Consider the following 13,986-nt stretch of genomic DNA (forward strand, 5'->3'; position numbering starts at 1 on the left):
CAGATTGCATTAGCCCAATAGGATCATTCTGTGCGATTCCGCACATTAATGCCTTTTAAAGCGTGGCCTCACTGTGGGAGAGAGCGCTGTCGGGGGGAGTGCCAGGAAACTGCGCTTTCGTTGATTTATGTCACCAGCCTCAAAGTGCGCGGCATCTAATATAGCTGTTATTGCCTTATATCAGAGGGTCCAAAACAGTGAAGGCCATTTTTCCAGTCCTGTTGCTGGCGCTGGTGTTGTCGCTTCCGGGTTGCGCCACCGGCCCAAAGGAAGAAGTGGGCATGATCATCGGCGGTGTGCTCGGTGGGGTGCTCGGCAGCGAGGTCGGCAGTGGTCGCGGCCGCACCGCGGCAACCGTCATCGGTGCCCTCGCCGGCAGTGCTGTCGGCAGTTCCATCGGCCGCTCGATGGACGAACTCGATCGCATGAAGATGTCAGCCACGCTCGAGACCACCCGCACAGGCGTGGCCACTACCTGGACCAACCCCGACACCGGCTATGACTACCGGATGGAGCCCACCCGAACCTATAAGTCGGCCGATGGTCCCTGCCGGGAATACGTCCTGGATGCCGAGATCGGCGGTCGAACCGAACAGATTTACGGAACTGCCTGCCGTCAGGCCGACGGCAGTTGGCGTGTCATCGAATGAATCAACCCAACATCCAGAACGGAGATATTTCTTATGTCTGAACGGCGAATTGCCAGTCCCCTTAATGCCGATGCCGCTCCAGCGGACATCAGAAAGGGAGACCGAGCGCTGACCCGCAAAACCCTCGTCGGCCTCGTTACCTTGATTTTGACCTTTGGTGTATCGGCCCAGGAGCCGGAGCCGACCACTTTCGTTGACGTTCCGGTTCCGCGGCTTACCGAATGGAACGACGTCAATGCACGCACGGTTGTCGAAGACACTGCCACGACGACCGCGGTCATTCGGCATACTCGACAGAGTGAGGAAGTGCTGGGTCGGACCTACATCTATCCGGATCAGGCCACCAAGGAAGCGGACACCGGTGAGACCGGCGTGGGTAGCGTGGCTTTCATTGGCTGGGCACTGGATGACGGCAGTGGTCGCCCGCCCGGGATCCAGGCGGTGACCGACGATTATGAGTTCCCCGTGGCCAACTGCATCATGGCTTCGGGTGAGCGGATTGACGAAGAGTTCGGTGAACTGTTGCCAAAAACATGCAGCGATCCCCAGGGCAGTTCCAAGCGCTACTTCCTGGAAGTCACCCAGGCCGATGAGCCCATTGACCTGGTGTTCGACACCGGCATGAAGGATATCCGCTACAAGGGCGTCAAGGATCCCGCGGACGACGGTGGCGCGGCGTTGGAAGCCTTTCGCGAGGAATACGGCATTGGCCGTATCTATCGGGTGATCCAGAAGTTCATCAATAACACCGACGAGCGTATTGTCAGTCTGCGTGTTGAACTGGGGACAGGTGTCGGCGATGACTTCGTGCCACTGACCTTTCAAGAAGACGGCGTGGCTTTCGAGATGCGTTCCGCGGTGCCACGCGAATTCTTCGAGGGTGAGACCGGTGCGCCGGACCGCGTGGTCTGGCAGGAAAACCGTTACGCCACGTTCGCTCCGAAATTGTTCGACGACGGCCTGCGTCCGCGCTTCGATCCCGGCTTCTTCAGCGATGCGGCCGCAGGTATCTTCCCGCCCCAGGATGTGGAAGGGCCCGAGAAGAGCCAGTACATTGAAAGCGGCTACCAAGTGACCGACGGTCGCATCGGTGCCATCACCCTCAACTATTTCGACATGCCCAACCAGCAGGCGGCCGGTGCCGGCCTGACCGGTAATCTGTTTGGCTACATGCTGCCCGATCTGCTGGTCCCGACGGTGATCGCGCTGCACGAGGACGGCAATCCGGAAACGGAGTCCGACGCTGTGGTCGCCTGGTGGGATGGAAGTGACTGGCGCTATGGCCAGGCCGGCGATCCGGGTACCGGCGCCGATCCGTTCTCCGTGGTACCGCTGACTGAGCTCCAGCAGTGGGCCACCCTACTTCTGGGACAGAATGTCCCCGACGAACTGGATCCAGCGCGCTACGAGAGCGTCCTAAGCGACGATCTCAGCGGCGCCAATATGGATACTTATATCTATATCGGCGAGGAGATCGTTGATCAAGAGACCGGGTTGCCGCGTTACGACAGCCTTACCTTGCGGCTGATCCCGACTTCCCTGAGCAGCCTGGGGCTGGGCGAGATTGCCGGTAGCGAGGATCCGGAATGGACACTGCCCGGCAACGAGCCGCCGACGCTGGAAAGCTACATGCCGGCAACGGGTGAACCGGTCGCCATCAACGATATCGCCGTCACCGATTTCGAACAGCCGGTCACCATCAATATTCTGGCCAATGACCTGCTGGACGGCGCTCTGATCGATCCCGACCCAGCTGTATCCACGGTCGTGATCACCTCCCAGCCGGCCAATGGAACGGCCACGCTGGATGCCACCGACAATACCGTGGATTACGTGCCGGATGCCGGTTTCGAGGGTGACAACACCTTCAACTACACGGTCGAGATCGGCGGCGAAGTCTCCAACGAGGCAACAGTCAAGGTGACTGTCAATCCCGAACCGGTACCGAATGCGCCGGTGGCCAACAACGATTTCGCCGAGACCTTCCGGGAGATTCCGGTCACCATCGACGTGCTTGCCAACGACACGCTGGAAGACCTCCCGATCGACCCGGCAGACGTCACGGTCACGGTGGTGGATGCCCCGCTTAGCGGCACGGCTGTCGTCGAGAACGACACCATTGTCTATACGCCCGGCGAAGGTTTCCTCGGGTTCGAACGTTTCACCTACCGAGTCACCGAGGATGTGGATGGAACGGAATCCAACGTTGCACTGATCACCGTGCGCGTGGATGAATGGCCGGAAGACTTCGACTTCATCTTCAGCGATCGTTTCGAAGCCGTAATCGAATGATCAGGCAAGGTCTCCCGCCCCGCGCGGGCGGGAGACCGCCCTGTTCTGGTCTTTCCGGAGTCATTACCGTGCATGTCCGCTTCGTGATGGTTGCCTGCTGGCTTTTGGTGCCCGCTCAGCTTGTTTATGCCAACTCCTACGGCGTCATCAACACCACTTTACGGCCCGGTGATTCGGGCAATGGTTGTGCGAGCTGTCACGGTGCCTTGCCCGGCGTGGTCGACGTGCAAGTCCAGGGTGACAGCGGCGTGCTTCCGGGAGCGAGCGCACGTTACTCGGTCCTCATCGACAACATCAGCAATGCGTCGGCCCGGGGCGGCTTTGCCGCTGCCGTCACCTGGAATCCAGGGGATCAGCCCATCTTCGTCAACGTCGCCGGGGAGCCGACGGCCACCGCCGACAGCGACACGCAGATCGTCCACAACAACAGCGAACTTCCGCTACGGTTTCCCATTGACGGTTCGGTAACCTACCTGATCGACCTGTCGATGCCGGCCAGCGCAACGCTCGGTGATGAATACACCATCTATGCCGCCGGCGATGCCGGACATCGCAGCACCCAGGTCGGCTGGAACTTTGCTCCCGAGTTGACGATCACGGTCGGGCCACCCGCGCCCGGCTCATTGGACGCCGATCAGGCGAATGCCGGCGCGACCGAAATACCGCTGGCATGGACGGGTTCGAACCAGGGTGAGCATTTCCGTGTCATGGGCAAGACAGGTGGCTTTCCCGAAAGCCCGACCGACCCTGGGGCCGAACTGGTCTACGAGGGGCCGGATACAAGCGCCACAGCGACCGGCCTGACCCCGGGCACCCGGTACTTCTTCGCCGCCTGGGGCAAGGTGCCGGATGATTCCTTCTACTCCAACGAAGCCGCCCGGGACGATGCAGGCAGCTTACCGAACGATCCGTCGGCACTGACTGTCAGCCCGGTCTCGGGTTCGGAAATCGTTCTCGAGTGGAGCGGTACCAGCAGCGAATATCGTCTTTTGCGCAAGGTTGGTGCGTTCCCGGCATCACCGGAGGATCCGGACGCCACGTTGGTCTATGAAGGCGATTCGACCACGGCACCCGACGGCGGACTTGCTTCTGAACTCGAGTATCACTATCGCGTCTGGAGCAAGACACCGGGCCTGGACGTATTCTCGATCGGGAGCGCGGAAGCCGCCTGGAAGGAATTGATCCATGCCGACCGTTTCGAGGCCCTGCCCTGAAGGCGAAACTGCCTTACTCGCCGGCGGCGGCTACCAGGGCTTGGCGATCGATGATCTGAATCTCGCGATTGTTGACCGACAGGATGTGCTGTTCCTGAAATCGACTGAAGGTTCGAGAGAGGGTCTCGGGTGCCAGGCCCAGGTAACGTGCCAGATCGCGGCGGTTGAAAGAGAGCCTCAAATTGGAGCGGCTTCCGCCCCGTTCGGATTCGGAACGGGAGCAATCCAGCAGAAACTCGGCCAGGCGACGCTCGGCCGGATGGCGATCCAGCTGGAGGAGTCGGCACATGCGCTGCAACTCCTGGTACATGCCGGCGATCAGGGTGGCGTCGCCATTCGGATGCGGGTTGGCGGGCATATCAGGATGATACAGGTCGATTATCTCGATGCTCGCAACCTCCAGCGCTACAACGCTGCAGCTGGCCACCTTGCCGAACAAGGCGTCGAAGCCGAGCGCGTCACCGGGGCCGTAAACGCCGAGAATCTGTTCTTCTCCGTCGCGGTGGATCCGGTAGCTCTTGAGATGTCCTGTCCGGATGATGAAGGCTTCCTGGTAGAGCTCTCCGGCCTGAAACAGGTGATCCCCGGTCTGGAGAATGCGGCGTCGCGAGCGACTGCCGACCATTCGGCCCGGGCGGGAAGTGGCTCGTGCCGAGACTTCCTTTGCGTTCCCGTGCAGGGCTAGTATCTGCTGAGTCACTACTACCTCCTCCCGAACCTAGTCGGGATGGTGCCAACGGCTACACGGGCAGTCTGTGTGTTACCGCACAGAACACCCTTGTATTAAGGTAGCGAGTATCAGGCAGTCCGCCAATAAGGGGACTCCCTTACATGGGTCGGGTCAGCGGGTCAAAGAGAGCGAATCCTCGACGGCATTGAGCCAGGTGCTGGGTTCCAGGGGTTTGCCCAGAATTCGATTCGCGCCGCTCTCCAGCGCGCGTCTTGCAAGTTGGCTATCGGGCCATGCGGTGAGAATAACGGTGGCCAGGTGGCGACCGGATGCCCGCAGCACCGCCAGAAGTTCCGCCCCATTCATCTCCGGCATGTTCAGATCGAGCACCATGCAGGCGCTACGAGATTCGCCGGATACGGGTTCAGCCAGAAACTCGATTGCCGAAGAAAAAGTCCTGGCTTCCCAACCGCGAGCTTCTGCCAGCATGCTCAAACTGCTTCGGATTGCCTCATCATCATCAACGACGTAGATCATGGGCAAGTCTGGTTGACGGTGCATCGCTACCCCTCCCGTGCGACCATGTCGTCATCAGGGCAATGGAGCGCCATTGGACCACGCCATGCGTGCTTGCATCATGATCCGGATCAACGATTGTTACATTAAGATGAATAGTCGTCGAGCGTCAATTCCAGCCGCGCCAATTCTGCCGCGGTTCGCAAGCACAGCTTTTTCATCGCCCGGCCACGATGGATCTCGACGGTACGCTCGCTGATGCCCAGTTCCAGGCCGATCGACTTGTTGGTCAGTCCCGCGGATGCCAGCTGCGCCACTTCGAACTCCCGCCCGGTCAGCCGGGAGATCCTTTCTTTCTCGCTCTTGCTGGCCTCGAGGTCGAGCATCCGGCGCTTGTGCTCGTTCACGCAGCTTTCGACCCGCTCAAACAGGATTTCGGGTTCAAGCTGGTTCTTCTGCAGGAAATCCACCGCGCCGCTCTTGAGCGCCTTGACCGCTGCGGGCACGTCGCCGTGGCCGGTCAGGAAAATGACCGGCGTGTCCCATCCGGACGCCTTGATTTTCTCCTGCACTTCGATGCCGTTCATGCCGGGCATGTTGAGATCCAGCAGCAGGCAAGCGGGCCCGTCCGGCGGACCATGATGGAGCAGGTCCTCCCCGCTCCGGTGGCAGCGAGTCTGGTAGCCGGCTGACTCCAGCAAAAACTGTAGCGATTCCTGGACCGGGTAGTCGTCATCGACGATCACGATGGTGCCCTGAGATTCGTCGAAATCAGTCATGCCCTTATCTCCCCCAGGGGCAGCGTGAAGCTGAACATCACGCCTCCTTCGGCGCAATTTTCCGCCTGAATCTCTCCCCCGTGGCGATCGAGAATGGATCGGCATATGGACAAGCCCTGCCCCAGGCCTTCCTGCTTGGTGGTGTAGAAGGGATGAAACAGGCGGGGCAGGTCCGACTCGGTCACGCCGGGCCCGGAATCCGAGACTTCGACCCGGCACAAGTTGGGTTCGGGCGCGCAACGGCAGCGAATGTGAATTCGCCGCTTGCCATCGACATCCCGCAGCGCATCGATGGCGTTGCGGACCAGGTTGAACAGCACCTGTTCGATCTGGATGCGATTGACGCGAAGGGCCTTGATGGCGGGGTCGATGTCGGTTTCGACTTCCACTTGCGCACCGCAAAGTTCCGACTCCAGTAACAGCAGGACTTGGTCCACCAAAGTCGCGGGATCACAGTCGTCGCGGGAGTCTTCGAAATCCTTGCGCAGGAAAACTCGCAGTTGCTCGATGATCCGGCGGGCACGCTGTCCCTGGGAGGCGATCCTTTCCAGGGCGGGTTTGAGCGACTCCGTCGCTTCCGGGTGATCTTCCAGCCGCATCAGTGAGGCTTCGGCGCTGGCCGCGATGGCGGTCAGCGGCTGGCTGATTTCATGTGCCAGGCCGGTGGCGATTTCGCTCATGGCCGCAAGACGCGTGGTGTGCGCCAGTTCGAGCAGGTGTGACTGAGCCTCCCGCCTGGCCAGGTCGCGTTCCTCGCGCAGGCGCTGCTGATCGGTGAGATCGACGACCACGATATAGAAGCCGTCGATGCGGCCGTCTTCTTCGCGGTTGGGAATATAGGTGCCGTGGATGAAGCGCGGCGGACCGTATCGATAGGCGACTTTCCCGTGATACACCGACCGCTTGCCGGCCAGGGCACTGCTGAAGTGCGGTTCCAGTGTCTCGAAGGCCGTCTCGCCGATCGCCGAGAGCAGGTGCTCGCCGAGCAGTTTTTCGGGTTCCAGGCCGAACCACTGCCGGTAGCCTTCGTTGGCGAGTCGAATGCGGAAATCGGAGTCGACATGCGCGATCAGCACGGGCAGCGAATCGAGCAGGTAGTGCCTTTCGTGCTCCCAGTGCCACTGAGCCTTCAGTGCGCGCTCCCGGTCGCTCACGTCGATCCCCGTCCCGACGTAACCGAGCGGGTGGCCCGAATCGTCCCGCAGTATGGCATTGCGCCACTGAATGAGCCGCTTTTCCCCGCTGCGCGTGATCCAGTGATTGACGAAGTCGTTCTTCGTCTCTTCGCTGCCGCAAAGCCGGCCGTGAACCTGGCGGACATCCGGCAATTCGTCCTCGGGGATCAGGGTTGACCAGATGGTCTTGCCGAGGAGCTCAGGTTCCGAGAAGCCGGAAAGTGCCTCGCAGGCGCTGTTGAAGCGCCGAATCCTGCCTTCTTCGTCGAGCACGACGACGAGGAGCCCGGAGACATCCAGCAGGGTCTTCAGCAAGTCCGTTTCGGGCACCTGCTCCGCCGGTGTTTGTCTAAACCCCGTGCTCATACGCTTTTCCCCACAATGCCTCTTTGGCCGGAGATTAGTGTAACAGTGCATTACAAGGGCAATTTTTGACCAGGGTCAGACAATTGAAGTCGGCGGGGAAGAAAACGGATGCTTCGCATGAGCGCGATCGGCTCACTCGCTTTCCTGTTGGTGAACAGTTGGATCTACTGGGTGGTTGCCCTAAAGTGTTGCCGAAATTCGGCGTGCACCTGGGAGACGAATCGCTATGAAGCCGGCACGGCCGGCATCCAGTATCCTGTTTCGCATGACTGAAGCAGTATCGGCCGCCCGACTGGCCCTACGACTGATGGACCTGACACGCCTGGAAGCCGACGACGACGACTCGGCGGTCCGGGCTCTGTGCCGTCGTGCCCGAACACCGTTCGGGGCGGTAGCGGCGGTCTGCGTCTACCCCCGCTTTGTCCGCGCCGCCCGCGAGGTGTTGGAAGCCGCGACTTCGGCCGACCCGGTGCGGGTCGCCACCGTTGTCAATTTCCCGGAAGGCCAGCGCACGCCCGACCAGGTCGTTTCGGAAATTGGTGAAGCCCTCCAGGCGGGCGCCGACGAGATCGATCTGGTTTTCCCCTGGCGCGCGCTGCGCGACGGCGATTCCGATCCCGGGCGCGAGCTGGTTTCGGCCGCGCGGCAAGCCTGCGGCGATCACGCCCTGAAGGTGATCCTGGAAACCGGCGAACTGGCCAAGCCGGATCTGATACGGTCCGCGGCGCAGACGGCCATCGAATCGGGCGCGGACTTTCTCAAGACCTCCACCGGCAAGGTGCCGGTCAACGCCACGCCCGAGGCTGCCCGCATCCTGCTGGAGGTCATCCGCGAGAGCGATCGCGATGTCGGTTGCAAGGTCTCCGGCGGCATCCGGACCACCGACCAGGCGATTGAATACCTGGATCTGGCCGCGGAGCTCATGGGCGAGGACTGGATTACGCCGGGGCATTTTCGCTTTGGCGCCTCGGGCCTGCTCGACGATTTGCTGGCGACGCTCGCCGGCGGCGATCGACCCGATCAAGCAGCGGAAACGTATTGATGCAGGTCCGCGAGATCATTCGTCACAAGCGTGACGGCCATGCGCTCGATGCCCCGACCATTGAAGCCCTCGTCGCCGGTATCGCCGACGGCTCGGTCGGCGACGAACAGCTCGGTGCCTTCGCCATGGCCGTGTTTCTCAACGGTATGGAAGACGACGAATGCGTGGCGCTGACTCAGGCCATGCGCGATTCGGGAAGGGTGCTGCGCTGGAACGAACCCGCCCTGCCCGGCCCCGTGCTCGACAAGCATTCCACCGGCGGCCTGGGTGACGTCACGTCTCTGTTGATCGCGCCGATCCTGGCCGCCTGTGGCGCGTACGTGCCCATGATCGCCGGGCGCGGCCTCGGACATACCGGTGGCACGGTCGACAAGCTCGAAGCGATTCCCGGCTACGAGGTCTCGCCTCCGCCGGAACGATTCCAGGAAATCGTGCGGGAAATTGGCTGCGCCATCATCGGCCAGACCGCCGAACTCGCCCCGGCTGACCGGCGCCTCTACGCGGTGCGCGACGTCACCGCCACGGTGGAGTCGGTGCCGCTGATCGTCGCCTCGATCCTGTCGAAGAAGCTGGCCGAGGGGCTCGACGGCCTGGTGCTTGACGTCAAGACCGGCAACGGCGCGGTGATGACCGGTCCTGAACAGGCCCGCTATCTCGCTCGCCGCCTCACCGAGGTGGGTACGCTCGCCGGCGTGCGTACCCATGTGCTGCTGTCCGACATGAGCCAGCCGCTGGCGGACAGTGCCGGTAACGCGCTGGAAATCGCGGAGGTCATCGACTGCCTGGGCGGCAATCCGCGAAGGGAGTCGTTGATGACACTCAGTCGCGAGCTGGCGGTCGAAGCCCTTGTGGCCGGAGGTCTGGCGAATGATCGCGACCAGGGCGGAAAACAGGTCGACGAAGCCCTCGACACCGGCCGTGCGGCGGAACGTTTCGGCGCCATGGTCGAGGCCCTGGGCGGGCCGTCCGATTTTGTCGAGCATCCCGAGCGGCACCTGCCGCAAGCGCCCGTGGTCGAGGAAGTCTTTGCCGGTCACCCGGGCTTTGTGGCAGCCATCGACGTTCGCGCACTGGGCATGGCAGTCGTCGATCTCGGTGGCGGTCGTCGTCGCGCCGAAGACCATATCGATCCGGCCGTGGGGCTGACCGGTCTGGTGCAGATCGGCGACGAGGTCGGTTCGGATCGGCCCCTGGCCCGGATTCATGCACGCAGCGCCGAAGATGCCACCCAGGCTGCGGAGGCCGTTCGGAAGGCCTGCCGTATCGCTGAGCAGCGTCCGCGAGCGGTGGAATTGATTTCTCAAAGACTGACTCCCGGAGAATCCTGACATGCCGCGTGCTCTCGTCATCGTGCTCGACTCCTTTGGTATTGGCGCGGCTGCCGACGCCGAACGCTTTGGCGACACAGGGGCTGACACCCTCGGTCATATCGCCCAACACCGGCTCCGTGCCGGCCGGCCGTTGTCGTTACCCAACATGGCGCGGCTGGGCTTGTTCCACGCGCACCGGGCCAGCACGGGAACGCTCGCCGCCGGCGTTGCCCTGCCCGAACGGGTGGAAGGCGCCTGGGGTTATGCAAAAGAGCTCTCCAGCGGCAAGGACACGCCCTCCGGTCACTGGGAAATGGCCGGTGTGCCCGTTCGATTCGAATGGGGCTATTTCCGCGAAAGGGGGAACAGCTTTCCACCGGAATTGCTCGAGGCGCTGATCGAGCGTGCCGAGCTGCCGGGTGTGCTGGGCAACTGCCATGCCTCCGGTACGGAGATCATCGCCAAGCTTGGTGTCGAGCACATCGAGACCGGCAAGCCCATCGTTTACACATCCGCCGATTCGGTCTTCCAGATTGCCGTGCACGAGCAGTTCTTCGGCCTCGAACGCCTCCACCGGCTGTGTGAAATCGCGCGCGAGCTGCTCGATGACTATTGCGGCGACCATTGCGGCGACAATCGCATCGGCCGCGTCATCGCGCGTCCTTTCGTGGGCAATCACCCCGGCGACTTCAAGCGCACCGGCAATCGTCGCGACTACAGCCTGCCACCACCGGCCCCGACGGTGCTCGAGCGCCTGGTCGACGACGGCGGCGAAGTCATCGCCATCGGCAAGATCGCCGATATCTTCGCGCATCAAGGCATCAGCAAGACGGTCAAGGCCGATGGCAACGCGGCCCTGATAGACGCCACGCTCGAGGCGATGGACGATGCCGGGGAACGCAGCCTGGTGATGACCAACCTGGTCGATTTCGACATGATCCATGGTCACCGGCGTGACCCGGAAGGCTACGCGCACGCCCTCGAGCACTTTGACAAGAAGCTTCCCCATCTCATTGAAAAATTGAACGATGATGACCTGCTTCTTTTGACCGCCGACCACGGCTGTGACCCGACTTTCGCCGGCAGCGACCATACGCGTGAGCACGTTCCGGTCCTGGTGCGCGGCGTCGGTTTTCATCCGGGCAGTATCGGCGAGCGGGAAACCTTCGCCGACATCGGCCAGACGCTTGCGGCATTCTTCGGGCTCGACGCGCTTTCCGACGGTGAGAGCTTCCTGACAAACGCTGAACAGACAGCTGAACAGACAGCGGAGACACAATGACCGAATCGATCGAACCGCAGTTGCTCGCGGATCTCAAGCGACTGCGCAGCAATGCCTATGCGCCCTACTCCGATCACCCCGTTGCGGTCATGATCGAAACCGATTCCGGACAACGCTTTGGCGGCAACAATGTCGAGGTGGCACATTTCAAGAGCGTCTGCGCCGAGGCCTCGGCCATTTCGGCCATGATTGCCGCCGGCGAACGATCCATCCGGAGCGTCTGGGTGCTGGGTCCCAACGACCTTCCTTGTACACCCTGCGGTGACTGCCGACAGCGACTGCGGGAGTTCGGGGCCGAAACAACGGAGATCAGGGCCGTCGATGACAACGGCCGGGTGACTCGAACGCATACGCTCGATCGGCTCCTGCCGGACGCCTTCGGGCCGGAAAACATTCCCGGCTGACCGACTGGCGTCCTGACTCGATTTCGGGGTACGCTGGAAGCCTGAAATCAGGGGAGAGCAAGCGTTGTTCGTGACGGCGGCCGTTGGAAGACGAGCGCAAGCGATTGCCGCCCTGTTGCTGCTTCTGGCGTTGGACCAGGCGCAGGCCGACGACATCATCGTGGTCGGCGGGGAAGACGGCTATCGCCCCTACGAAACCCTCGATGACCGTGGCCGTCCGGTCGGATTCAATATCGACTTGATGCGCGCCATCGCCGAAGCGGGTGATTTCGAGCTGCGCTTCGAACTCGGCGGCTGGGACGAGATGCGCGATGCGCTGGCCACCGGTCGCATCGATGTCCTGGGCATGTTCGTGTCGTCCGGCCGGGCACGAACGGTCGACTTTGCACAACCGCATGTCATCGTCCACCACCGGCTCTTCATTCCGGCGGGCGGTGAACCCGTCGCGCGAATTGAGGGACTCGAGGGCCGGCGTGTCGTCGTGCAGCGACAGGCCTATAGCCATGAATACCTGATTCGGCATCATCCAGAGATCGAGCTCACGCTCGTCGACACCGATGCCGAAGGCCTCGAGTTGCTGGCCGATGGCGGACACGACGCCGCCCTGCTCACCGAGCATCGGGGGCGCTATACGCTCGAAAAGCGGGACATCGAGAACCTCGCCGTCTCCGGCCCGCCCGTGTTGCCGGTCGAGTACGCCCTGGCCGTCAAGCGCGGTAACGACGCGCTGCTGGAAAAGCTCAACGACGGGCTCGACGAAGTGATGGCCAGCGGCGAGTTCGATCGCATTTACGCGCGCTGGTTGCAGCCATACGATGAGCCGGATCAGGCCACCAGCCGTACGACGTTGATTGTCTTCTCCATTGCCGCGCTCCTGGCATTGCTGGCACTTGCCTGGTTGTCCAGAAAGTTGATCGTCTACCGCCGCGAGATGAACGCGGCGCGGCAACAGCTTGCCTACCTGCGCGAGCACGACACACTCACCGGGTTGCTCTCGCGTCACGCCCTGGAGCGTCGCATCGACGAACTCTGTCACAACCCCGGATCAGGCAAGCACAGCCTGCTCAATATTAACGTCGACCAGTTCCGGCTTCTCAACGAAAAGCTGGGGCACGCCGAGGCCGACAAATTGCTGCAGACCCTGGCGCATCGCTTGGCGGGGCTGATTCCTTCCCGTGCCGAAATCGCCCGTCTCGGCGCCGACGAGTTTGCCATTCTCCTGACCGATACCGAACGGGAATCGGCCAGGGAAATCGGACAAGAAATTCTTTCAGAGTTTGCTGGCCGCCCGCTGTCCGATGGCGACGATCATCGGCCCGTCACGCTCAGTATCGGATTGGTCAGTTTCTCCGACGGAGAAGACAGTATCGAGCGTATTCTCCGGCGGGCGGACTGTGCCTGTGTGGCCGCCAAGGAAGATGGCGGCAACCAGCTTCACGCCTGGCATCCGGAGGACCTGCGGCTGGCGGAAAAGTACGGAGAGCTCGGCTGGGTAAGCCGTATTCAGTCCGCGCTGAACGAAAATCGCATGCTGCTCTACTGGCAACCCATCGTGCCCACCGGCGAACCACCCTATCGCACGGTCGGCGTCGAGATACTGATACGGATGCGTGCCGACGACCCGGACGAAGAGCCCATCACGGCCGCTCGGTTCATGCCCGCGGCGGAGCGTTATTTCATGACCACCCAGATCGATCGCTGGGTCGTCAACTCGATGCTGGTCTGGATGGCGCGCAATGGCTCCATCATCGAGAAGCTCGAACGCGTCAATATCAATCTTTCCGGCCGGAGCCTGGGTGATGCCCGTTTCCTGAACTTCCTTGATCGGCGCACACGAGAACACGCCAGGTTGCTACCGAAGCTTTGCATCGAGGTGACCGAAACGGCGTTGATCAGCAATCTGGAGGCTGCGAGGGAGCTTCTGGAGCGACTGCACCGTGGTGGGTGCCGCATCGCTCTGGACGACTTTGGAACAGGGGTTTCCTCAATGAATTATCTGCGCCAGCTTCCGGTGGACTACCTCAAGATCGACGGCAGTTTCGTGCGCGATATCGACCGCGACCCCGAGGCCTTCGAGTTCATCAGCGAAGTCAATCGGCTTGGTCATGCCATGGGCAAGATCACGGTTGCCGAGTGTGTCGAAACCGAAGCGCTTGCTCACTGCCTGGTACGGGCAAAGGTCGATTTCATGCAGGGCTACCTGATCGGTTATCCGCAGCCGCTGGATGATCTCGACGCCCACCTCTCGGCGCAACAAAGCAAGGCGCCGAACAAGTCCTGACTTGA

At 61.9% G+C, this 13,986-nt stretch carries 12 protein-coding genes; 8 read left to right on the forward strand and 4 right to left on the reverse strand.

The annotated features are described in order from the left end of the window. Positions 1-197 precede the first annotated feature (197 nt). The 3 genes from ACDC66_RS06710 (at position 198) to ACDC66_RS06720 (ending at position 4,156) form a co-directional block, all read left to right on the forward strand. Complete coding sequence (locus tag ACDC66_RS06710) at positions 198-650, forward strand: glycine zipper 2TM domain-containing protein (protein WP_376695921.1); 453 nt, start codon at positions 198-200, stop codon at positions 648-650. Between the two features lie 33 nt (positions 651-683). Next, positions 684-2,942, forward strand: coding sequence for a choice-of-anchor F family protein (locus ACDC66_RS06715; RefSeq protein WP_376695922.1), 2,259 nt, complete (start codon positions 684-686; stop codon positions 2,940-2,942). 68 nt (positions 2,943-3,010) lie between these two features. Then, a complete protein-coding gene (locus ACDC66_RS06720) occupies positions 3,011-4,156 on the forward strand; it encodes a choice-of-anchor V domain-containing protein (RefSeq protein ID WP_376695923.1) in 1,146 nt (381 codons plus the stop codon). A gap of 13 nt (positions 4,157-4,169) precedes the next feature. Here ACDC66_RS06720 and ACDC66_RS06725 read toward each other — a convergent pair whose 3' ends face one another. From ACDC66_RS06725 to ACDC66_RS06740, 4 genes are all read right to left on the reverse strand, one after another. Beyond that, a complete protein-coding gene (locus tag ACDC66_RS06725; RefSeq protein ID WP_376695924.1) occupies positions 4,170-4,856 on the reverse strand; it encodes a helix-turn-helix domain-containing protein in 687 nt (228 codons plus the stop codon). 141 nt (positions 4,857-4,997) lie between these two features. Next, the gene (locus tag ACDC66_RS06730; protein ID WP_376695925.1) at positions 4,998-5,363 is read right to left on the reverse strand and encodes a response regulator transcription factor; all 366 of its coding nucleotides are present in this window, start codon (positions 5,361-5,363) and stop codon (positions 4,998-5,000) included. A gap of 125 nt (positions 5,364-5,488) precedes the next feature. Continuing rightward, complete coding sequence (locus ACDC66_RS06735) at positions 5,489-6,121, reverse strand: response regulator transcription factor (RefSeq protein ID WP_376695926.1); 633 nt, start codon at positions 6,119-6,121, stop codon at positions 5,489-5,491. After that, positions 6,118-7,662, reverse strand: a complete 1,545-nt coding sequence (locus ACDC66_RS06740) for a PAS domain-containing sensor histidine kinase (protein WP_376695927.1) — start codon at positions 7,660-7,662, stop codon at positions 6,118-6,120. Before ACDC66_RS06740 ends, ACDC66_RS06735 begins: the two co-directional genes overlap by 4 nt. 265 nt (positions 7,663-7,927) lie before the next feature. On the opposite strand from ACDC66_RS06740, the gene deoC reads away from it, so the two are divergent. The 5 genes from deoC (at position 7,928) to ACDC66_RS06765 (ending at position 13,981) form a co-directional block, all read left to right on the forward strand. Continuing rightward, entirely contained in the window at positions 7,928-8,704 is a 777-nt protein-coding gene (gene deoC / locus ACDC66_RS06745) for a deoxyribose-phosphate aldolase (RefSeq protein ID WP_376695928.1), read from the forward strand. Next, positions 8,704-10,032, forward strand: coding sequence for a thymidine phosphorylase (deoA, locus tag ACDC66_RS06750; protein WP_376695929.1), 1,329 nt, complete (start codon positions 8,704-8,706; stop codon positions 10,030-10,032). The genes deoC and deoA overlap by 1 nt, the downstream gene beginning before the upstream one ends. A gap of 1 nt (position 10,033) precedes the next feature. Continuing rightward, on the forward strand, positions 10,034-11,296 hold the full coding sequence (locus tag ACDC66_RS06755; RefSeq protein WP_376695930.1) for a phosphopentomutase: 1,263 nt from the start codon (positions 10,034-10,036) through the stop codon (positions 11,294-11,296). Next, on the forward strand, positions 11,293-11,700 hold the full coding sequence (locus tag ACDC66_RS06760) for a cytidine deaminase (RefSeq protein ID WP_376695931.1): 408 nt from the start codon (positions 11,293-11,295) through the stop codon (positions 11,698-11,700). Before ACDC66_RS06755 ends, ACDC66_RS06760 begins: the two co-directional genes overlap by 4 nt. Positions 11,701-11,770: 70 nt before the next feature. Then, a complete protein-coding gene (locus ACDC66_RS06765; RefSeq protein ID WP_376695932.1) occupies positions 11,771-13,981 on the forward strand; it encodes a putative bifunctional diguanylate cyclase/phosphodiesterase in 2,211 nt (736 codons plus the stop codon). Positions 13,982-13,986 lie beyond the last annotated feature (5 nt).

This window comes from Wenzhouxiangella psychrophila (assembly GCF_042310375.1).
In the GTDB taxonomy this organism is placed as follows: Bacteria; Pseudomonadota; Gammaproteobacteria; order Xanthomonadales; family Wenzhouxiangellaceae; genus Wenzhouxiangella.

What these genes read in the sequence shown, in the direction of transcription:
- ACDC66_RS06730 (WP_376695925.1), bottom strand. Translation starts at nt 5,363, where the DNA reads ATGATCTACGTCGTTGATGATGATGAGGCAATCCGAAGCAGTTTGAGC.
- ACDC66_RS06715 (WP_376695922.1), top strand. Translation starts at nt 684, where the DNA reads ATGTCTGAACGGCGAATTGCCAGTCCCCTTAATGCCGATGCCGCTCCA.
- ACDC66_RS06735 (WP_376695926.1), bottom strand. Translation starts at nt 6,121, where the DNA reads ATGACTGATTTCGACGAATCTCAGGGCACCATCGTGATCGTCGATGAC.
- ACDC66_RS06760 (WP_376695931.1), top strand. Translation starts at nt 11,293, where the DNA reads ATGACCGAATCGATCGAACCGCAGTTGCTCGCGGATCTCAAGCGACTG.
- deoA (WP_376695929.1), top strand. Translation starts at nt 8,704, where the DNA reads ATGCAGGTCCGCGAGATCATTCGTCACAAGCGTGACGGCCATGCGCTC.
- ACDC66_RS06740 (WP_376695927.1), bottom strand. Translation starts at nt 7,662, where the DNA reads ATGAGCACGGGGTTTAGACAAACACCGGCGGAGCAGGTGCCCGAAACG.
- ACDC66_RS06755 (WP_376695930.1), top strand. Translation starts at nt 10,034, where the DNA reads ATGCCGCGTGCTCTCGTCATCGTGCTCGACTCCTTTGGTATTGGCGCG.
- deoC (WP_376695928.1), top strand. Translation starts at nt 7,928, where the DNA reads ATGACTGAAGCAGTATCGGCCGCCCGACTGGCCCTACGACTGATGGAC.